This is a genomic window from Helicobacter sp. 23-1045 (assembly GCF_053654655.1).
Genome location: NZ_JBSIUR010000004.1, coordinates 126,651 through 147,396, shown reverse-complemented (window position 1 = coordinate 147,396; position 20,746 = coordinate 126,651). Strand labels below are relative to the sequence as shown.

Below are 20,746 nucleotides of genomic sequence, written 5' to 3'. Positions count from 1 at the left end.
ACTTTAAAAACTACAAAGATTCACGCTAGATTCTAATGGTGGAGAATAGCGGGATCGAACCGCTGACCTCCTGCGTGCAAAGCAGGCGCTCTCCCAGCTGAGCTAATTCCCCTTGTGGTGGGCTTAGGAGGACTTGAACCTCCGACCTCACCCTTATCAGGGGTGCGCTCTAACCACCTGAGCTATAAGCCCCTATCAAAACAACTAGCAGTAATCTCTGAAAACTAAGCAAAGCTAACAAAATCTCACAACGACTAAAAATATATTTCTAAAAATTCTCTGAAAGGAGGTGATCCAACCGCAGGTTCACCTACGGTTACCTTGTTACGACTTCACCCCAGTCGCTGCATCCGCCGTGGACGGTAGCCAGTTTAGCATTCCGGCTTAGGGCGAATACAACTCCCATGGTGTGACGGGCGGTGAGTACAAGACCCGGGAACGTATTCACCGCAACATTGCTGATTTGCGATTACTAGCGATTCCAGCTTCATGCAGTCGAGTTGCAGACTACAATCCGAACTGAGAGGCGTTTTAGGGATTTGCTCTATCTCGCGATTTTGCATCTCTTTGTGCGCCCCATTGTAGCACGTGTGTAGCCCTAGGCGTAAGGGCCATGATGACTTGACGTCGTCCTCACCTTCCTCCTCCTTACGAAGGCAGTCTCCCTAGAGTGCTCAGCCGAACTGCTAGCAACTAAGGACGAGGGTTGCGCTCGTTGCGGGACTTAACCCAACATCTCACGACACGAGCTGACGACAGCCGTGCAGCACCTGTTTTCAAGCTCTGGCAAGCCAGCACTCCGCTATCTCTAGCAGATTCTATCAATGTCAAGCCTAGGTAAGGTTCTTCGCGTATCTTCGAATTAAACCACATGCTCCACCGCTTGTGCGGGTCCCCGTCTATTCCTTTAAGTTTTAATCTTGCGACCGTACTCCCCAGGCGGAATGCTTAATGCGTTAGCTGCATTACTGCCCTGTCAAGCAGGGCAACAACTAGCATTCATCGTTTAGGGCGTGGACTACCAGGGTATCTAATCCTGTTTGCTCCCCACGCTTTCGTGCATGAGCGTCAGTAATGTTCCAGTAGGTCGCCTTCGCAATGAGTATTCCTCTTGATCTCTACGGATTTTACCCCTACACCAAGAATTCCACCTACCTCTCCCACACTCTAGAATAGCAGTTTCAAATGCAGTTCTATGGTTAAGCCATAGCATTTCACATCTGACTTGCTATCCCGCCTGCGCACTCTTTACGCCCAGTGATTCCGAGTAACGCTTGCACCCTCCGTATTACCGCGGCTGCTGGCACGGAGTTAGCCGGTGCTTATTCGTTAGATACCGTCATAATCTTCTCTAACAAAAGGAGTTTACAATCCTAAAACCTTCATCCTCCACGCGGCGTTGCTGCTTCAGGGTTTCCCCCATTGAGCAATATTCCCTACTGCTGCCTCCCGTAGGAGTCTGGACCGTGTCTCAGTTCCAGTGTGTCCGTTCACCCTCTCAGGCCGGATACCCGTCATAGCCTTGGTGAGCCATTACCTCACCAACAAGCTGATAGGACATAGGCTAATCCCATAGCGAAAAACTTTCCCCCGTAGGGAGTATCTAGTATTAATCACCGTTTCCAGTGGCTATCCTAGACTATGGGGCATATTACCTATGCGTTACTCACCCGTGCGCCACTAATCCACTTCCTAGCAAGCTAGAAAGCTTCATCGTTCGACTTGCATGTATTAGGCACGCCGCCAGCGTTCACTCTGAGCCAGGATCAAACTCTCCATAAAAAATGGAAGTTTCACGCCAAAATATAAAATAATGACGCAAACTCTCCATAAAAAATGGCTCTTTTAGATTCGCAACGAATCCAAAACGCCAAAAAAATGAAAAATTCGCATCCAACTAGCTCAATTAAAACCAAAATATCCACATTTCGCCACGCACTAGGCGCGACAAAATGCGTGTAAGACAAGTTGTATTCAATCAAACTAACTTAAACACAATTCATTGTGATATTCGTTAGTCCTTGCTTAGTTGTCAAAGATCACTATACTAAAAATTGTAATGTTTAAGAATCTAAAAACATTAAATCTCTAAATTACAGAACACCTAAATTCTAAAAGAAAATTTACGATTTAAAATGGAATTTGACTTGCTTATGCTAATCTAAAACATTTCCAAACTATTTCAAAAATTTCTATCGAAAAAAGGAAGCGGAATAATACAACTATATTCCTTAAACGAAACTTAAAAAAAATAAAAATTTTTGCAAAATTTTAAAATTTTTTAGATTCGCCCTACTCTGCCCTATTTTGCGCAAAAATATCACTTCTAATATTTACACAATCACAAAATTTTATGTTATATGCAAATTCTACCACGCCAAAATTCTACATTCTGGAAATTAAAAGGGGCAATTTAAAGTATTTCGTAAAATTCTCCATATCCAGCCAGATTCTGCGTCGTAGCAAATTCGCAGAATCTAATATAGATTGCCACGATTTTGCGAAGCAAAATCTCGCAATGACGATTTTTTTAGATTTTTCGCTTCGCTCGCAGATTCTGCGAATTTAGCGCAGTCTAAGTGCAACTAACGAAAAATCACATACCAAAGACATAAATTGCCAAAACGCGCACTTTTAGCAAATTCGTGGCAATATTTCCCCTTGCGGATATTCCAAATATCGCCTAACTCCCAAATCGCTTTTTATTGCCACTTTTCCCAAATCTGCGCCATTTTTAACGACAACGCCAATAATACTTGCATTTTTGCCTAATTCGTGGCTTTTTAATAGCTCCAAAGCGCGAGGCGCACAATCTTTTGGCAATGCAAACGCACAAACGCCCTCATTTGCGAGACTAAACGCATCGATTCCTAAAATTTCACACACGCCACGCACTTCGTTGCTAATCGGTATCGCGCATTCATCTATTTCAATCGCACACTTGCTAGAAACCGCCCATTCATTTAGCAAAGAAGCGATTCCACCCCGCGTAGCGTCCCTCATCGCGTGAATCTCTACGCCATTTTTGATTAGCAACTCCACAAGCCCCCACAGCACGGCGCAGTCGCTTTGCAAACTATGCTCCAAATCAATCCCCTCGCGCTCACAATAGATACACGCGCCGTGTGTGCCGATATTTCCGCTGATTATCACACAATCGCCATCCTGCAAATTTTTCGCGCTTATGCCATCGCGCAACACTTCGCCAATCATCGCAGTTGTGATAAAAATCCCCGCATTTTCGCTTCGTTTTTCCACCACTTTCGTATCCGCTGAGATTAGCGCAATGCCATTTTTTTGCATTTCATCACCCATAGACTGCGCGATTTTTTCCAAATCCGCAACCAAAAAGCCCTCTTCGATGATAAAACTAGCACTCAAAAATTTTGGTTTTGCGCCCATCATTGCGACATCGTTCGCGCTTCCGCAAATGCTAAGTTTGCCTATGTCGCCCCCTGCGAAAAAAATAGGCGTTATGGTAAATGAATCAATGCTTGTGGCGTATTTTTTGGGGTTTTGTTTTGATAGATTCGCACTTTGATTCGCAAGATTTTCGCTTGAATCTGTGTTAAATTCGCCAAAGATTCCCGCATCCTCTGTGCCAAATTTATTTTCAAAATGTCGCAAAAATACTTTGATTAGCTCCGCATTTTCCGCTCCGCCGTTACCAGCTGACAACATTACTCGCTCCATAAATCCGCCTTTTAAAGAAATTTTAAGCAAGTATAATCAATTTAATGTTAAAATTCCGCATTTTTTTGAAACGGAGGCGAAATGCAAATCGAAATGTTATGCGCGAAACTGCACCGCGCCACGATTACGGACGCGAATCTAAACTATGTCGGCTCAATCACAATCGATTCGGCACTTTTGGAGTGTGCGAATCTCCGCGTGGGACAAAAAGTCGAAATCGCAAATATCAACAATGGCGCACGATTTAGCACCTATATCATCAAAGGACAAGCGCACAGCGGGATAGTCTGCCTAAATGGCGCGGCGGCGAGACTTGCGCAGGTGGGGGATAAAGTCATCATTATGGCTTACGCGCTTTATGATGAATCCGAGCTAAAAAACTACGCGCCAAAGATTTTGCAACTTGGCAAAAAAAATGAGATTCTATCACAAAGCACGACATTATAAAGGGGCAAAAATGTTTAATCCAAATGATTTTAGCAATATGTTAGAGCAGCTTCAAAGCAATATTAAAAATATCGAAGAAAAGAACGCAAACACCATCTACACGGCAAAAAGTGGCGGTGGGCTTGTGAGCGTGAGCGTGAATGGAATGAGCCAAGTGGTGGATTTGAATATCGATAAGTCGCTATTAGAGGACTTGGAGGCGTTGCAGATTTTGCTAATCGGCGCAATCAATGAAGCGTTGAAAAACGCCGAAAATGCCAAAAAAAATAGCGCGATGGAGATTTTGGGTGATTTTTCGCCGTTTAAGTCTTAGATTCTGCGTATTTATCGCGGTTTTGATTGCGCCATTAAGTGCGTATAATTTCAGCAAATGCGCGGAGTTTTATTTAAATACTTCGCAAATTTTCACACTTCAAAGTGGCGCAAAAATCCGCGCAATCCACATTGGCGAAGGCAAATATCTCGCATTTAGCGGTGAATCAAGCGCAGATTCTGCGAAATATGACGCATTTATGCGACTAATTTTATTTGATGGCAAGGTTTTGGCGCAAAAGTATGATTTGGTTGTGCCAGATTCTGCGAATCTTAAAAATCTCGCCACCATAAGCGAAAATGCGATTTTACAAGGGCAGATTTTGCACCTTCAAAAATCGCTAAAAGATTTTGGTAAATTTTCGCAAGATATCCCGCCAAATGCCGTGATTAGCGATATTTGCTATCAAATCTATGGCATTGGCATTGGGGATAATCGCTTTATAGATTCTGCGTATTTGAAGCGATTTTTAGCGCGAACTTTACCGCATAGTGTGGCAAAATATAGCGATATTGGATTTAGCATTGATGCAAAAAATAAAATAATTGCGATAAATCCGCTTATGCAAAAATCCGCCGAATCTAAACGCGAATCCACAGAATCCAGCGCAAAATCTTTGCATTTAGGCGATGAAGTCTTGGCGATAAATGGCACAAAAATCAAAAATCAATATGATTTTTTTGATATTTCTTCAAATTTAGAGCACGGCAAAATCGCCCAAATCACGATAAAGCGAAATGATAAGATTTTGCAAATCCCCGTGCGTGCGTTTGAGCGACATCGTGCATTTGATGAAAATAGCGTGGCGTTAGATATTTTAGGCATTATCGTTAATGAAAATTTGCGCGTTGAGAGAGATTTTGCGAGTTTTAAAAAGGGCGATAAGATTTTGCGACTAAATCAAATTGAGATTAGCGATAAAAATGCGCTAGATTCTGCGCTAAATGCGGCACTTTCGCATACTCAAATGCTGTCATTTCTTGTGATTCGAGATGATTTTGAATTTTTTATTGATGTAGATTTGATGGAGATGGATTTATGAAGCGATTTGACGCGATAATGGCGGAGTTTGAGCGATATTTGCAAAATCACAGCGCAAACATTATGCGAAGTTTTCACCCAAGCTTTGAAGTCGCATTTTGGGAAATGGTGCGAAATGGTGGGAAGCGATTCCGCCCTGCATTGCTTTTTTGCGTGGTTTTGGCAAACGACAAAGCGCGAATAAAAGACGCCTTTCAAATCGCCCTAGCAATCGAATCGCTCCACACCTACTCCCTAATCCACGATGATTTACCCGCTATGGATAATGCTTCACTTCGCCGCAATCACCCCACTTTGCATACCAAATACAGCGAGGCGGACGCGATTTTGTGTGGCGATGGGCTAAATACTTATGCGTTTTATTTGATTGCTACGGCGCATTTTAGTGGCAAAATTCGCGCCAAACTTGCCAAATCGCTGTCCTTTGGTGGGCTAAAAATGGTGGTAGGACAAGCTTTGGATTGCCACTTTGAGGGACAGAAATTACAGAGAAAAAAGGTTGATTTTATCCACACAAACAAAACTGCGCATTTAATCGCTTCATCGCTTGAAATGGGTGCAATTATCGCCAAACTGCCAAAATTTGAGCGCAAAAAACTCTATGATTTTGGGCTAAAATTGGGGCTATTTTTTCAGATTCGCGATGATATTTTGGATAAAATTTCATCAAATGAGGGCAAAAGCGCAAATATCGATGAAAACAAAAATAGCTATGTGAATCTACTAGGGCTAAAAGGTGCGGAGGGCGCGTTAGATTCGCTTAAAATGACGCTACTAGAAACGCTAGAAAAAATCGATAAAAAAATCGCAAAAAACTTATATTTTTTGCTAAATAAATATCTATTAAAAGGACAAAAATGAAAAATATTTTAATCACAAATGATGATGGCTTTGAATCTATCGCATTGCAAGCACTTGTAGAAGCATTGAGCGATTTGGCGCGAATCATCGCCGTAGCCCCCGCAAGTGAAAAATCTGCCTGCGGACACGGGCTAACGCTTACAAGCCCCTTGCGACTAATCAAAATCGCCAAAGATTTCTACAAACTTGATGACGGCACACCCGCAGACTGCGTGTATTTAGCACTTAATACGCTAAAAATTACACCCGACTTAATCATCTCTGGCATAAACATAGGCTCAAATATGGGCGAAGATGTAACCTACTCAGGCACGGTGGCAGGGGCGATGGAGGGTGCAATAAGAGAGATTCCATCAATCGCCATTTCGCAAGTGGTAGATGACAAAAGGGGCGTGGTGAAAAGCGATTTTGCCCTTGCCAAAGAAGTCTCACGCGATTTGGTGCAAAAAATTTTAAGCGCACAATTCCCCTTGCAAGGGCGCAAACTACTAAATGTAAATATCCCAAATGTTAAAGCAAAGGATTACAAAGGGGCAAAAATCACGCAATTAGGCTACCGAATCTACGGCAATGACGCGCACAAGCGCAAAAGTCCGCGCGGTGAAGAATATTATTGGCTTGGACTTCACCCATTAGCGTGGAATGAACGCGCGGAAAATAACTCGGATTTTAGCGCAGTAATGGCAGGATTCACCAGCATAACGCCTATAATGCTTGATATGACAAGCTATGAGGATATGAACGCGCTTAAAGCGTGGATGGCGTAGATTCTGCGAAATTCAAAGAAAATCGCGAGTTTTTTTGATGAATTCATCGCTAAATTCATCAGCACTTTTTTCAAGCAAATGAATGCCATCGGTCGTTTGATAAATGCTATGATTTGGCGGTGACAGCGTGGGATATGCAAAGTCTTTCAAAACTTTATGCACCGCCAAAACCTGCTTTGTGTTAAGTAATTTTTCATCGATTGGCATTTCAAAAAATATAATCTCTACCCCCTGCTTTTCAAAATACGCCAAAAGTGCCCTTAACTCCGCCAAATCCGCTTCATATTTCGCAGAATCTATATTTGCATTATATCCCTCAATCATCCGCTCCAAGCTCTCTTTATACAACTTTTCATTGCGTTGTTTTGCTAACTTTTCATCCTTTGATTTCCCCGCCCTCCCTTTTACAAAACTCAAAAAAACATTTATTGGTTGATATTTTACCTGCAAAGCAGGGATGTATTTTTTCATCGCAGAATCTACGCCAAAAAGTTGCTTTAACATATTTGCATCCTTTGGACGTAAAAATGCAATATTAGATTCTACGAAAATCGCCTTTGGCAGTTTGTTTGCTTGCTTGATGATTTCTAATCCGCTCAACGCACTTCCACCGCCAAAAGCGAGATTGTAAATATGACTTTTCGCTAACTTCGCAGAATCTATTCTCGCACTCATCGATGAACCGACAATAATTGCGTTATACGCGCTAGATTCTGCGATTTTAGTGATTTTTGTCTCATAGATAAAATCTTGCGCAAAAACGATATTTTGTTGCCATTGATTTTGAGTGGCGGTTATTTGCGGTTTGCAACTCCACAAAAAAATATTATATGCCAAAAATATTGCCAAAAATATGGCAAAAATTTTTAAAAAATTAGAACTGAAAATAGATAAACGCATCGCTACTCCCGCTGTTTGTGAAAATTAAAAATAGCATAATTGCCCAAATGAGATTATTATCAAGTATATTTTTACCGCTTTTTTGGCAAAGCAAATAATTTAAATAATAAATCAAAATGCAAGACGAATAAATCCCCACGCAAAGTGCCACCACTCGCATAAACTCGCCTTCGTTATTAAAAAGTTTTTGGATAAACGCGATGGCGTGCGTAAAATCATTTAGACAAAATAGTAACCACCCAAAACTAACCGCCAAAAACACAAATAATATCCGTCCCATTCGCACAAATCTCCACTTTGGCAATGTGAAAATTTGACTGCAAATCCGCTCTAAAATCAGCAAAATCCCGTGATAACAGCCCCAAATAATATAACTTACCGCCGCCCCGTGCCAAAATCCACCAAGTGCCATCACAATAAAGAGATTTAGATAAGTTCGCAAATTCCCCTTTTTATTCCCACCAAGCGGAATGTAGAGATATTCCTTCAACCACGATGAAAGACTAATATGCCACCTACTCCAAAACTCGCTAAATGACGCCGAAATATAGGGGAAATTAAAATTTTTAGGCAACTCATATCCAAAAAGCAACGCAACGCCGATTGCAATCAAACTATACCCAGCAAAATCCGCAAAAATCTGCACACTATAACCAATAAGCAAAACCACCAAACTCGCAGAATCATAAGACAAAAAGTAAGGATACGCCATCCAAAAAGTTTGGTCTTTTAGATTATCAGCGATGACATTTTTTAAAAAATATCCCAAAATCAGCACTTTGAATGCTCGTAAAAATGGGATATTTTTTAGATATTTTGCGCGAATTTGCGGGAAAAAATTATGTGCTTTTAAAATGGGACCAGCGATGAGTGCGGGGAAAAATGCAATGAAAAATACGACATTTTTGGCGTGATTTTTTGGGGTAGATTCTGCGATTTTATTATTTTTATAAACATCCACCACCAAAGAAATGCCTTGAAATGTAAAAAATGAAATGCCAATTGGAAGTGGGATGGAAAGCAAAAGTGTGGCGAAATCTCCCGCTGGTAGCATTGCTCCAAATAGTGGCGAATATTTAAACGCGCATAAAATCGCTAAATTTACGCACACGCCAAAGATTGCGTAAAATCGCTTTGCTTTACCTTGCGAAGTGTGGGAAATTTGATATGAAGTGATTGCGTTAATTAGCGCGGATGAAATAAGCAAAAGCAATAAAAGCGGGACATTGTAAGCATAAAATACAAAACTAGCGATGATGATTACAAAAATCTGATAGTTGCACTTCGCAGAATCTAATATTTGGGTAGATTCTGCGAATTTTGCGTTATTTGCAGAATCTGCGTTTGGATTTATAGATTCTGCGTTTTTTGCATATTTTGCAGAATCTGCGCTAGATTCTGCGATTTTTAACTTATTCTGCCCCCCCCCTATTTAGCATTTTCCAAAATGGCGCGTAATAAAAAATCATCGTAAAAATCACAAGCACCACAAACATATAACTATTAAAAAGCATCAAAATCCTTATTTAAAAATTCAAAATTATAGCATTAAAATATATTCTTTTTGCAAATTTAGCGTATCAATCAACTTTCTATCTTTTTTATGGATAATGCAATCATAACTAATTGACATATTTCCCATATCATAGGCGATATATCCGCGCATCGCTAACTCAACGCATAGAATTTTCGCACTCGCCCCAAGTGCCACAATAAAGCAAATTTCATCCTTTTCATATTTCCTTGCCACACGCATCACATCCCCCAAAATCTCATCAATTTTGCTAAACGCATCAAATGGCGGATAGGAATTTAGGCGAATAACCTCACTTGCAGAATCTAGCAAATCATTATAAACGCCAAAATAACTATTAAATCCCTCAACAACAACGACTTTTTTCCAGCGCCAAAGGGACTTTATAGGATTTATCAAAATCTCTAAATAATCCTCAAAAACTCTCCGCCCAAAACTATCATCAAAATAAAAATGCGGATTTTTCGCTAAATCCAAAAGATTCGCAGAATCTGCGTTTGGATTTATGGATTCTGCGAATTTTGCGTTATTCGCAGAATCTGCGTTTGGATTTATAGATTCTGCGATTTTGTTAATTTTTGCAGAGTTTAGATTCTGCGATTTTGCTTCTGCCCCCCCCCCCATTTTGGATTTTCGAATCTAATACATAAAAATCCATCGGCGAATATCTTAGCGCAACACCATCAAAATAAACTCTATCATTTGGCAGATATTTTATCGCACCATAGGCATTTAAATACTCACACGCATAGAAAAATCCGCTATCTTTTAAAGCAACATTTTTCACCAAATTGACATTTATTCCAATGGGAATATTTAGGCGATTCGCAGAATCTAGCGCAAACATTAGTCGCTCTTTTAGCGTCGTGCTAAATTTATGCATTCCACCGCCCTTATCGCACAAAATAGGCAAATCTCCATCGCCAAGTCTTATAAAACTGCCTCTTTTTTCACACAAAAACTCAATGCTTTTTTGTGGCGATAAAATCTTATATTTTGCCATAAATTCCTTTCGCAAAAGCATCTCAATGCCCCACAAAGTCGCCTTATCTACGCTATTTTCTCGCACTTCATCCAAAATGGGTTTATAAAGCACCCTTAAAAATGGATACATAATTTTTTTGTAGATTTTTTTAAGCATTTTCATCCTCCAATCACCGCGTTTTTGCTTATTTCGCCATCGCTTAAAGTTATTTTATCATCTTTTTGCAAATCATTTAGATTTGCCACTGCGCCATCTTTGGTAATCTGCACGAATCCTTTTTCAACCAATCTTTTTGGATTGCGCGAATCCAAAATCGCCCTTAGTTGCGCTAGATTTGTGCGTTGCGATTCAAGCAGGCGCAAATATGTCGAATCTAGCGCATTTTTTTGATTTGCACTCTCACATTTTTGCGCTAATAAATTTTGCGCCATTTTTGTTAGATTCGCCCGCAAATCAGCCAAATTCGCGCACTCTTTTTTATAGTCAAATCGAAATGCCAACATTTTTGAGCGTAAAATTTCAAGCGCATTTTTAAACGCCGTGATTCGCGCCAAATACGCCGAATCAAGCTCATTTTGCAACTCTGCCAATTTCAAAAGCCACTGCGTTTTATCGGGCAAAATCATCTCAAAAGCCGCAGAGGGCGTAGGTGCGCGAATGTCCGCCACCAAATCACTAAGCAAAAAATCAACTTCGTGCCCAATCGCCGAAACTATGGGCGTTTTCGCGCTAAAAATCGCCCTTGCTACAATCTCTTCATTAAACGCCCATAAATCCTCCAAACTCCCGCCACCACGCGCCAAAACGATAATGTCAAACTTGCCATTATCCGCCAACGCGATAGATTCTGCGATTTGAAACTTTGCTTCATCGCCCTGCACGAGCGTATCAAAGATTGACAGCTCAATTAAATTCCACCGCTTGTTTGCCACAAATAAAATGTCGTGCAATGCTGCGCCTGATTTTGAAGTGATGAGCGCGATTTTATGCGGAAAGCGTGGCAGTGGCTTTTTGTGCTTTTGCTCAAACAAGCCCTCCGCCTTTAATTTTTGCTTTAACTTTTCTAGTGCGTTTGCATCTGCCCCGCATTGCGCAATATTTGTGCATATTATTTGATATTCGCCTCTTTTTTCATAAAGCGAGATTTCGCCTGTGATTTGGACTTTTTGCGCGTTTTCTAGCTCAATTTTTAGCCAAGCACGAGTGCCCTTAAAAAGCACACAGCGAATAGTTGAATCCGCGTCTTTTAGGCTAAAATAGCAATGTCCGCTTTGGTGTTTTGTCAAATTGCAGATTTCGCCCTCCACGCACACTTTGCAAAAATGCTCTTTGATGACGCTTTTTAACTGCGAATTTAGTTCGCTAACACTTAAAAATTGCACGATTTTAGCCCCAAAATGCCACAAAACTTACGGCAATCGCACGCGCAATTCTTTGGCAAAGTCAATGCAGGATTGAATGCTTTGCTTTGGCGCGACAAAGGCGTCAATCCCCGTATCAAACACTCCAAAAGTCGTCATTCCAATCGCCACTGCCAAATAGCTCCCATCCCACTTGAAATTTGCCAAAAACGCCTTGTAATGACTAGGCGCGGTAAAAATCAAAATCGAACTAGGTGGCGGGAGGAGGCGTGAATCTAATTTCAGCGTCTTATTTTCATACGCCACCACTTCGCTTAATTTGATTTTGTGGTGGATTAGCTTTTCATTTATGCCAGAGACGATTTTTTTGGCGTGAACATACAGCGGGTGGCGGTTTTTAAGCAATGGGATAATCTCTTTTGCAAAGCCATCGCCGTGCGAATCTTGCCCGATATACTCGATTGTCCCACCCAAACTCTCTAAAAATCCCGCACTGCCTTCGCCTATCACAAAGCTAGGGATTTTTTTCCAGCTACAATCGCCCACGCGCTCGGCGTTTTGCGCCATTGATTTTATCGCATAGCGCGAAGTAAAAATCAGCGCGTCAATATTATGCAAATTCACTTCAAATGGCAAAATCCTTATTTCGCTCACAACCAGCGACTTTACGCCCTCTTCGGCTTTTGAGCCGATTAAAAAAATCTCTCTCAATTCACAACTCCACTAAAATCAATCTTTGGTTTAGATTTTACAAAAAAATGCGCTTCTTGTGGCAAAATCGCCCTATAAATTTTTTTCGTCCCTAAAAAGCCCACATTGTCCGCACTCACAAGCAAAATGAGCTTATCGCATTCTAATCGCGCCTTTAAGTGAAAACTCTTGCCTTTGTTGAAATCATAATATCTGCCATTTATATAAGAATTTTGCCCTTCGCGCTCCAAATTATAAATATGAACGCTACCCAAAACCTCCCTATCACGCAAAGCGAAATTTTGATTTAGCGTGTCTTTTTTTGAGGCTTGCGAATCCATAAAAGCAACCTGATATGCGAAATATTTGCCATCTTTCTTAAAAATCTCTACAATGCTATATCGCCCACTAACTTTGTCGCGTGGAGAGAGCCAAAAACCCGTAATATCGCCGTTTTTACAATTATTTTGTGGCAAATCTTGCGAATCTTGTGAATCTTGTGAAATATTTGAATTGCGCGAATCTTGCGAATCTTGCGCAAAATCGCTTGTAATATTTGGCAAATTGTCTGCAAAAAGATTCGATATAAAAATCATAAAAAATATAAGTTTTTTTCTCATAGCGCAATCTTTAATAAATTTGTCGGCACTTTTAGCACGGACTTAAAAACCACTCGCGAATCTAGCTCAAATCCTCCAGCGTGAATGTCCTTTGGCGTTAAAATCAAAAGCGAATTTTTATAAAGCGCAACCTGTGAAGGCGATTTAAGTGGCACAAAATTTTGGCAATCTTTTGTGAAATCATATTCATTTATAGGCTCAAACGCGCTAAAAAAGCCCACTTTCATAATCTCACTCCCCTTTGCTACAAACTGAAAATCCACAAACGCCCTGTGTGCTTCAAAAATCCCACTATTTTTTAGTGCGTAACTCTGCTCGATAGCGCGAATCCCACTCCCCAAATCCACGCTATTTTCAACACGCGAATCGCCACAATTTAGGGATAAAATGCGATTCAAAGTCGCCGAATCCAAAAAATAATCGCTCACATTTTTTGCGACTTGCAAATCCGTAAAAATTACTTCCAAAATCCCCAAATCTCGCGGCATCTCCAACAAAATCGCCATTTTACCCCCTTGCTAAATAAAAATAATTGTCCGCTTGTTTGGTGCTGTAACCTACTACGCGCAAAGATTGCGATTCGATAGCAGAGAATAGCTCGTTTTGAAACATTTTTTGCCAAATTTCGCGCTCATCAAATGCCTCAAAAAATCGCCTGTAATTTTCCACGCATTTCGCGCAAAATGGCAGTTTTGCATCATAAAAAATTTTCGCACTCACGCGCTCACTGCTCCCCACCGCGTAGCTAAAAGCGTTGCTTGTCATAATCCGCGCCTTTGCGCCATTGCCTTGCATTAGCGCGTCTAAATCCGCGCATTTCGTGAAGTGAATGATGGGCTTTTGCCTTGCTATGTGCGCTCGGTGGCTTATTAGCGCGTTATAAATGACGCAAGGATAAAGCGCGTTTTGTGGTGTCCGCAAGTAGATAAAATACTTGCCAAGCACGATGTCAGCGAGTTTTAGCGCAATGCCTTTGTGAAACTCATCAAGTGCAAATGATTCAAAACTGCCAAAATTTAGGATTTTTGCGAAGCTGTGTGCTAGATTTTGCGTCATTTTGTGCGCCCTTTGCTAAAAATTTGCAAATTTTAGCTTAAATGCGAGCAAAAAGCAAAATGCCCCTAAAATCGCCCTAAAATTTAGCATTTAGCGTTCTTTTTTATATTCGTCATCTATGTTTGAGTATTTTTCAACTAGCCTTTGCCAATAATCATCGTTTTGCTCTTGTTGCTTTTCTATTATCGTTTGCCAAAATTCATCATATTCGCCTTTTTGCCTTTGTGGCGTTTTGCGCGTGCCTAAATGTGGATTATACGCCGTGATAAATATCAGCACCACCACTATCACAGAAATTAGCCCCGATATCGCAGAGTGCAAAAATGCCATTACTATCATCGCTATCCACACCGCACACTCGGCGATAAATGCTATGATACACTTTTGCTCTTTTGTCATTTTCGCTCCCTTGAATCTTTAAAATGGGATTTCATCATCAATGTCGATTTCGGGGATATTATCGTTTTCGGGGACATTATTATCGTTTGTATCTTGCTCATTATTGCGCCATACATCTATAATCGCACCGCGTTCAATTAAATACTTTACAATTTCAAAATGCTTATTTATTAAAGCTAAAGCTAACGCAGTGTTATCATAACTATCCCTTACATTAACATCTGCACCATTTTCAACTAAATATTTTACAATCTCAAAATGTCCATTTCGCGAAGCAGACATTAAAGCGGTGTAATTAACAACACAATCTAATACTGATGCACGACCTTCAGCATTCACATCTGCACCATTTTCAACTAAATATTTTACAATTTCAAAATACCCATTTTCTGAAGCATATATTAAAGCAGTGAAAGAATCATACACTTTAAATCCCTCATAACATTTAGCATTTACATCTGTATTATTTTCAGCGAGATATTTCACAATTTCAAAATGTCCATTTTTTAAAGCTAATATTAAAGCAGTAAAAGAACTTTCATCAACTTCAATGCTTTCATTAATTTTATTAATTTCTTCTTTATAACTTTTTGCATTTACATTTGCGCCATTTTCAACTAAATATTTTACAATTTCAAAATGTCCGTTTGCTGAAGCCTTCATTAAAGCAGTGTAGTCCAATTCATCTGTCGCATTTACATTTGCACCATTTTCAACTAAATATTTTACAATCTCAAAATGTCCGTTTGCTGAAGCCTTCATTAAAGCAGTGCAGTCCAATTCATCTGTCGCATTTACATTTGCGCCATTTTCAACTAAATATTTGACAATTTCAAAATGTCCATTTGCTGAAGCAGACATTAAAATATATTTTGTATTCACATCTGCACCATTTTTTAAGCAATATTCGACTTTTTTTAAGTTGCCTCTATCTACAAAATTTTCCAAAGCTAAATTTATATTTATATTTTGTGTCTTTGATTTTAAATAGTCCCATATTTTATCGGTTTTTGATTTCTCTAAAGCAGTGTAGTCCAATACATCTGTCGTATTTACATTTGCGCCATTTTCAACTAAATATTTTACAATTTCAAAATGTCCATTTTGTGAAGCCTCCATTAAAGCAGTTTTGCCAAAATTATCTTTCGCATTCACATCTGCGCCATTTTCAACTAAATATTTGACAATTTCAAAATGTCCGTTTTCTGAAGCAGACATTAAAGCAGTGCAGTCCCATTCACCTTTCGTATTTACATATACACCATTTGCTAGGCATTCTTTAACTTTCTCTAAATTTCCAATTTGGGCAGATTGCAGTAATAGTTCGCAATTTAACCCATACTGCTGTCTCGCTATTTTGTCATATTCATCTTCTTTATCTTCATATTTATTATAGCTACTATCACCAACATAAATTCCATAAAAGCAATTTGGGCATACACCAGCTTCTTCTTCAATGTCCTTTATACCCTCGCCACAACACTTACAAATACCCATAATCTAAAATCCTTGTCAAATTTGATGATTTTTGCTATTTTATCAAAATTTGCATAATAATGCGTAATAAATTGTTATTTTACATATCTCTTTTCTTTCTTTTTATGTTGTTTTGCCTTGCTATTGTAGATTTCATAATAAGCGGAGTTTTCATATTTTTACAATTTGCGCAAGATTTGGCATTTTTAAGCTAGATTTAAGTTAATTTTCACACCCAAAATCATCGCAACTATATTTTTAAAAATTTTTTGCTATAATCCGCACTTTTATCAAAACTTATCACGAGCAAAAGAGCATTTATGAATAATTTTACACATTTCAATTTAAAGAAAAAAGTCCTGCAAGGTATCACAGAGGCGGGATTCAAAGACCCTAGCCCCATTCAGCAAAGCGCGATTCCGCTAGTGCTAGAAGGGCACGATTTAATCGCCCAAGCGCAGACAGGCACGGGCAAAACGGCGGCATTTGCGATTCCTATCCTAAATATGTTGGAGCAAAATAGCGACATTGAGGCTCTCATCATCACGCCCACGCGCGAACTTGCGATGCAAATCAGCGATGAAGTTTTTAAGCTAGGGCGATTTTTGCGGACAAAAACGATTTGCATTTACGGCGGACAGAGCATAAAACGGCAGATTGACTTGCTAGATAAAAAGCCAAAGGTTATGGTAGCCACGCCCGGACGGCTTTTAGACCACTTGCGAAACGATAGGATTAAGAATTTTAATCCGCGATTCGTTGTCCTTGATGAAAGCGATGAAATGCTTGATATGGGCTTTTTGGAGAGTATCGAAGAGATTTTTCGCTTTATCCCACGCGTTCGTCAGACTTTGCTATTTTCTGCGACAATGCCAACGCCTATCAAAAATCTCGCCAAAAAGATTTTAAACAACCCAAAGAGCGTAAAAATCGCCAAAGTCGATATTACAAACACCGACATTGAGCAAAAATACTACATTATAAACGAAAATGAGCGCGATGACGCGATTATGCGCCTTTTGGACTTTGTGGCAAGTAAAAAATCCATCGTTTTCACGCGCACCAAGCGTGAGGCGGACATTTTGGCGGAGTTGCTGAAATCCAAAGGCTACAAGGCAACCGCGCTTCACGGCGATATGGAGCAACGCGATAGGCGCACGGCGATGAGCGCGTTTAAAGAAAATCGCGTGGAGATTTTGGTGGCAACCGATGTGGCAAGTCGTGGGCTTGATATAAGCGATGTGGGCTTTGTTTTCAACTATCACTTACCGCTAAATCCCGATTCGTATGTCCATCGTATCGGGCGCACGGGCAGAGCGGGCAAAAAAGGCGTGGCGATTACGCTTGTAACGCCACTTGAATTTAAAGATTTGAAGCGAATCAAAGAGCAAATAAAGACAAATTTGGAGCTTTTTACGCTTGATGATTCAGTGGCAAATCAAAGCGATGATATTTTTGGCAATAAGCGCGAATCTCACAAAAATAACGACACAGAGGACATAATTAGCGCGATTTTGAATTATCAAATTTCGCATAGCGCGTTAGATTTATACCCGCGATTAAGCGCGAAAATCGATAGCACTCAACTTGCTTGTAAAATGCTCTCATATTTGATTGATTTAAACAAATCTAGTGGCAATGCGCGTAAATTAGGGCGTGATTCGCGCAAAAATGGGGGCGAATCCAAAATGCGCGATTCACATAAAAAACCACAGCGATTCGCAAAAAATTCAAATGGACGCAGGGATTCACGGCAAAATTCACGCAAACCGCGACATTCAAATAGGCGCGATTCAAAGCGCGATTCAACCCCATTTTAAAAGAAGCGCGAAATGCAATTTGAACCATATCCATTTGAAAAATTAAACGCGCTTTTGGCAAATATCGCGCCAAAAGATTCGCGTGAAATTATCAAACTAACCATCGGCGAACCGCAATTTGAAACGCCAGACTTTATCCAAAACGCGCTCAAAGATTCGGCACATTTGCTTTGCAAATATCCCGCAAGTGGGGGCGAATCCTATCTAAAAAATGCGCAGATTGACTTTATCAAACGGCGATTTGATATTGCGCTAGATTCGACGCAAATTATCCCTACATTTGGCACAAGGGAGGTGCTTTTTAACTTTCCAAATTTTGTCTTTGGTAGCCTTTTCCCACAAAATAGGGTTATGGCATTTCCAAATCCCTTTTATCAAATCTATGAAGGCGCGGCAATCGCCTCAAATGCGGAGATAATCTATATGGATTTGGATAGCGATTTTAAACCGCAAATCGCCGAATCGGATTTAAAAAAAGCAAAATTAGTCATTTTAAATTCGCCAAACAATCCCACAGGCGCGACTTTATCGCAAGATGAGTTAGAGATTTGGGTGCGAAATGCCCTAAAATACGACTTTATTTTGCTAAATGATGAATGTTATAGCGAGATTTACGAATCTAATGCGCCTACTTCGATTTTAGAGGCAAGTCTCGCCGTAGGCAACGAATCTTTTAAAAATATTTTGGCGATAAATTCTATCTCCAAGCGTTCATCTGCGCCAGGACTACGAAGCGGATTTATCGCAGGGGACGCAAAAATCCTAAAAGATTATGCGCGTTATCGCACTTATATCGGCTGTGCGATTCCTTTGCCTTTGCAAAAAGCCGCAGCAGTGGCGTGGGAGGACAATAAAAGTGCGGAGTTTTTTCGTCAAAAATACAGCGCGAATCTCAAAATCGCAAGAGAAATGTTAGGCACAAACATAAATCCATACACTTTTTATGTGTGGTTGCGCGTAAATGACGATATAGCATTCACAAAAGAGCTTTACGCAAATGAGGGCATTTTGGTGCTACCGGGTCGCTATTTGGGGCGCAAGGGAGCGGGAGAAAATTTCGTGCGAATCGCCCTTGTTTATGAAAGCGAAATTATCAAAAACGCAATGCAGAGGATAAAATTATGGATTTAAATAGCATTCATTTCGTAGGAATCGGGGGCATTGGCATTTCAGGTTTGGCTAGATATTTACAAGCACAAGGCGTTGAAGTCAGCGGTAGCGATATAAGTGAGAGTTGCTCTACAAAATATCTGCGTAGTTTAGGCGTCCAAGTCGCAATCCCGCACGACAAAAACAATATCAAAAATCCAAATTTACTCGTGCATAGCGCGATTATCGATGATGACAATGTCGAATTAGCGCAAGCACGGGCAAAAAATATCCCCATTCTCTCACGCAAGGACGCATTAAAAATCATTTTGGCAAAAAAACGCGTGTTTTCGGTGTGTGGAGCGCACGGCAAAAGTAGCACTACGGCAATGTTAAGCGCGATTTTTAAGGATTATGGCGCAATCATCGGGGCGATAAGCAAAGAGTTTGGCTCAAATGTCCGCGCAGTGCAAAGCGAGAGCGTTGTATTTGAAGCAGATGAGAGCGATGGCAGTTTTTTAAATAGCAATCCCTACTGCGCGATTGTTACAAACGCCGAGCCAGAGCATATGGAGCACTACAATTACGATTTAGAGCTGTTTCATAGAGCTTATGCGGACTTTTTGACAAGCGCAAAAAAGCGCGTTTTTAACGCCGAAGATGAATTTTTAGCATCTTTGAATCTCCCCGCAACGCGCCTTTATCCGCACAAAGACATTGCAAATATCAAATATTTTTTGGAGGATGATGAGCCATTTACGGAGTTTTCTTTGAATCGCAATGGCAAATTTGTGGGCAATTTTCGCGTGTGGGGATTTGGATTTCATACCGCAAGTAATGCGAGTTTGGCGATTTTAAGCGCGTTAGATGAGATGGATTCTGCGAATATTTCGCAGAATCTACTAAATTACAAAGGCATACAAAAGCGATTTGATATCGTTTGCAAGGGCGAAAAGTGCGTGATTATCGATGATTACGCCCACCACCCGACAGAAATCAAATCCACGCTTGATTCAATAAAGCACTACGCTAGATTGAAAAATATCCGCAATATCACTGCGATTTGGCAGCCGCACAAGTATTCGCGCACGATTCACAATATCGATGGATTCGCAGAATCTTTTGCGGGTGTGGATAATTTGGTGATTTTGCCCGTGTGGGGGACAAATGAGAGTCCAATCCCCATTGATTTTAACGGACACTTTGGGCGATATGCGCCCATTATGGCGGATTGTATTCATCGCAGTGGCGCAACATTAGAGATTGTCAAAGATGGCAAAATCCTAAATGCGCTTGATTCAGGGCTAATTGTGGGCTTTGGCGCGGGTGATATTACCTATCAAATGAGAGGTGCGATTTGAAAATCGCCCTAATCGCGCTAATATCCGTCATCATCGGGCTATTTTTGTATTTTAATGTGCGCGGAAAAATGGATAAGAAAAAGGGCATAATTTTAGGCATTTTGTGCGCTGTGTGCGTGATAATCGCCTTTATTTACACGCAAATGTTTGATAAAAAAAATCGCGCAGACGCCGAAATCATCGCTTCATTCAATCGTGGCGAGGATATTGAATGTGGCGAAATTAGCGTGAATCGCGACAATTTTACCTTTACAAACGGCACTTTGAGCTTCACAGGCAAGGCGGGGACAAAGCACCATAACAAAATCATCGCCATTGAGGAATGCGAATAAT

General features: G+C 40.5%; 24 protein-coding genes, 2 tRNA genes and 1 rRNA gene. 11 read left to right on the top strand and 16 right to left on the bottom strand.

Annotated features, from left to right (window positions below; translation table 11 throughout):
• Positions 1-36 precede the first annotated feature (36 nt).
• From ACWIUE_RS05810 to ACWIUE_RS05795, 4 genes are all read right to left on the bottom strand, one after another.
• Positions 37-112, bottom strand: a tRNA-Ala gene (locus ACWIUE_RS05810).
• A 3-nt stretch (positions 113-115) separates the two neighbouring features.
• Positions 116-192 (bottom strand) — tRNA-Ile (locus ACWIUE_RS05805).
• A gap of 90 nt (positions 193-282) precedes the next feature.
• A 16S ribosomal RNA gene (locus ACWIUE_RS05800) occupies positions 283-1,782 on the bottom strand.
• Between the two features lie 11 nt (positions 1,783-1,793).
• Entirely contained in the window at positions 1,794-1,982 is a 189-nt protein-coding gene (locus tag ACWIUE_RS05795; RefSeq protein WP_454135686.1) for a hypothetical protein, read from the bottom strand.
• Between the two features lie 371 nt (positions 1,983-2,353).
• Between ACWIUE_RS05795 and ACWIUE_RS05790 the strand changes: the two genes are divergently transcribed.
• Complete coding sequence (locus ACWIUE_RS05790; RefSeq protein WP_454135684.1) at positions 2,354-2,569, top strand: hypothetical protein; 216 nt, start codon at positions 2,354-2,356, stop codon at positions 2,567-2,569.
• Between the two features lie 65 nt (positions 2,570-2,634).
• Here the strand turns inward: ACWIUE_RS05790 and hypE are convergent, their stop codons facing one another.
• Positions 2,635-3,693: a hydrogenase expression/formation protein HypE gene (gene hypE / locus ACWIUE_RS05785; RefSeq protein WP_454135683.1), complete on the bottom strand. Its 1,059-nt coding sequence runs from the start codon at positions 3,691-3,693 to the stop codon at positions 2,635-2,637.
• An 81-nt stretch (positions 3,694-3,774) separates the two neighbouring features.
• Between hypE and panD the strand changes: the two genes are divergently transcribed.
• The 5 genes from panD to surE are packed head-to-tail and all read left to right on the top strand — an operon-like array spanning position 3,775 to position 7,122.
• The gene (gene panD, locus ACWIUE_RS05780) at positions 3,775-4,140 is read left to right on the top strand and encodes an aspartate 1-decarboxylase (protein ID WP_454135681.1); all 366 of its coding nucleotides are present in this window, start codon (positions 3,775-3,777) and stop codon (positions 4,138-4,140) included.
• A gap of 10 nt (positions 4,141-4,150) precedes the next feature.
• Positions 4,151-4,453, top strand: coding sequence for a YbaB/EbfC family nucleoid-associated protein (locus tag ACWIUE_RS05775; protein WP_454135680.1), 303 nt, complete (start codon positions 4,151-4,153; stop codon positions 4,451-4,453).
• Positions 4,395-5,495, top strand: coding sequence for a DUF7488 domain-containing protein (locus ACWIUE_RS05770; protein WP_454135678.1), 1,101 nt, complete (start codon positions 4,395-4,397; stop codon positions 5,493-5,495). Before ACWIUE_RS05775 ends, ACWIUE_RS05770 begins: the two co-directional genes overlap by 59 nt.
• Positions 5,492-6,355, top strand: coding sequence for a polyprenyl synthetase family protein (locus tag ACWIUE_RS05765; protein ID WP_454135677.1), 864 nt, complete (start codon positions 5,492-5,494; stop codon positions 6,353-6,355). The genes ACWIUE_RS05770 and ACWIUE_RS05765 overlap by 4 nt, the downstream gene beginning before the upstream one ends.
• On the top strand, positions 6,352-7,122 hold the full coding sequence (gene surE / locus ACWIUE_RS05760; protein WP_454135675.1) for a 5'/3'-nucleotidase SurE: 771 nt from the start codon (positions 6,352-6,354) through the stop codon (positions 7,120-7,122). The genes ACWIUE_RS05765 and surE overlap by 4 nt, the downstream gene beginning before the upstream one ends.
• A gap of 12 nt (positions 7,123-7,134) precedes the next feature.
• On the opposite strand, the gene ACWIUE_RS05755 is transcribed toward surE, so the two are convergent.
• On the bottom strand, positions 7,135-7,959 hold the full coding sequence (locus ACWIUE_RS05755; RefSeq protein ID WP_454135673.1) for a hypothetical protein: 825 nt from the start codon (positions 7,957-7,959) through the stop codon (positions 7,135-7,137).
• Between the two features lie 37 nt (positions 7,960-7,996).
• On the bottom strand, positions 7,997-9,235 hold the full coding sequence (locus tag ACWIUE_RS05750; protein WP_454135671.1) for an MBOAT family O-acyltransferase: 1,239 nt from the start codon (positions 9,233-9,235) through the stop codon (positions 7,997-7,999).
• Between the two features lie 64 nt (positions 9,236-9,299).
• Between ACWIUE_RS05750 and ACWIUE_RS05745 the strand changes: the two genes are divergently transcribed.
• Entirely contained in the window at positions 9,300-9,458 is a 159-nt protein-coding gene (locus tag ACWIUE_RS05745) for a hypothetical protein (RefSeq protein ID WP_454135670.1), read from the top strand.
• A 104-nt stretch (positions 9,459-9,562) separates the two neighbouring features.
• Here the strand turns inward: ACWIUE_RS05745 and ACWIUE_RS05740 are convergent, their stop codons facing one another.
• From ACWIUE_RS05740 to ACWIUE_RS05700, 9 genes are all read right to left on the bottom strand, one after another.
• Positions 9,563-10,180 (bottom strand): GT-D fold domain-containing glycosyltransferase, encoded by a 618-nt coding sequence (locus tag ACWIUE_RS05740; protein ID WP_454135668.1) that lies wholly within the window; start codon positions 10,178-10,180, stop codon positions 9,563-9,565.
• Complete coding sequence (locus ACWIUE_RS05735) at positions 10,128-10,697, bottom strand: hypothetical protein (protein ID WP_454135667.1); 570 nt, start codon at positions 10,695-10,697, stop codon at positions 10,128-10,130. Before ACWIUE_RS05735 ends, ACWIUE_RS05740 begins: the two co-directional genes overlap by 53 nt.
• 2 nt (positions 10,698-10,699) lie before the next feature.
• On the bottom strand, positions 10,700-11,923 hold the full coding sequence (gene xseA / locus ACWIUE_RS05730) for an exodeoxyribonuclease VII large subunit (RefSeq protein ID WP_454135665.1): 1,224 nt from the start codon (positions 11,921-11,923) through the stop codon (positions 10,700-10,702).
• 27 nt (positions 11,924-11,950) lie between these two features.
• Complete coding sequence (locus ACWIUE_RS05725; RefSeq protein WP_454135663.1) at positions 11,951-12,613, bottom strand: uroporphyrinogen-III synthase; 663 nt, start codon at positions 12,611-12,613, stop codon at positions 11,951-11,953.
• The gene (locus ACWIUE_RS05720) at positions 12,610-13,212 is read right to left on the bottom strand and encodes a DUF2147 domain-containing protein (protein WP_454135662.1); all 603 of its coding nucleotides are present in this window, start codon (positions 13,210-13,212) and stop codon (positions 12,610-12,612) included. The genes ACWIUE_RS05725 and ACWIUE_RS05720 overlap by 4 nt, the downstream gene beginning before the upstream one ends.
• Positions 13,209-13,718 (bottom strand): YhcH/YjgK/YiaL family protein, encoded by a 510-nt coding sequence (locus tag ACWIUE_RS05715; RefSeq protein WP_454135660.1) that lies wholly within the window; start codon positions 13,716-13,718, stop codon positions 13,209-13,211. The genes ACWIUE_RS05720 and ACWIUE_RS05715 overlap by 4 nt, the downstream gene beginning before the upstream one ends.
• 1 nt (position 13,719) lies before the next feature.
• A complete protein-coding gene (locus tag ACWIUE_RS05710; protein WP_454135658.1) occupies positions 13,720-14,268 on the bottom strand; it encodes a hypothetical protein in 549 nt (182 codons plus the stop codon).
• Positions 14,269-14,358: 90 nt separating this feature from the next.
• On the bottom strand, positions 14,359-14,667 hold the full coding sequence (locus ACWIUE_RS05705; RefSeq protein ID WP_454135657.1) for a hypothetical protein: 309 nt from the start codon (positions 14,665-14,667) through the stop codon (positions 14,359-14,361).
• 18 nt (positions 14,668-14,685) lie between these two features.
• Positions 14,686-16,164: an ankyrin repeat domain-containing protein gene (locus ACWIUE_RS05700; protein ID WP_454135655.1), complete on the bottom strand. Its 1,479-nt coding sequence runs from the start codon at positions 16,162-16,164 to the stop codon at positions 14,686-14,688.
• A 299-nt stretch (positions 16,165-16,463) separates the two neighbouring features.
• Here ACWIUE_RS05700 and ACWIUE_RS05695 point away from each other — a divergent pair, with 299 nt between their 5' ends.
• From ACWIUE_RS05695 to ACWIUE_RS05680, 4 genes are read left to right on the top strand one after another with little or no spacing between them, the layout of a single operon-like run.
• Positions 16,464-17,963 carry a DEAD/DEAH box helicase gene (locus tag ACWIUE_RS05695; RefSeq protein ID WP_454135654.1) on the top strand — a complete coding sequence of 500 codons (1,500 nt, stop codon included), beginning with the start codon at positions 16,464-16,466 and terminating at the stop codon, positions 17,961-17,963.
• A 12-nt stretch (positions 17,964-17,975) separates the two neighbouring features.
• Positions 17,976-19,094: a succinyldiaminopimelate transaminase gene (locus ACWIUE_RS05690; protein WP_454135652.1), complete on the top strand. Its 1,119-nt coding sequence runs from the start codon at positions 17,976-17,978 to the stop codon at positions 19,092-19,094.
• Positions 19,085-20,413 carry a UDP-N-acetylmuramate--L-alanine ligase gene (murC, locus tag ACWIUE_RS05685; RefSeq protein ID WP_454135651.1) on the top strand — a complete coding sequence of 443 codons (1,329 nt, stop codon included), beginning with the start codon at positions 19,085-19,087 and terminating at the stop codon, positions 20,411-20,413. The genes ACWIUE_RS05690 and murC overlap by 10 nt, the downstream gene beginning before the upstream one ends.
• A complete protein-coding gene (locus tag ACWIUE_RS05680; RefSeq protein WP_454135649.1) occupies positions 20,410-20,745 on the top strand; it encodes a hypothetical protein in 336 nt (111 codons plus the stop codon). Before murC ends, ACWIUE_RS05680 begins: the two co-directional genes overlap by 4 nt.
• Position 20,746 lies beyond the last annotated feature (1 nt).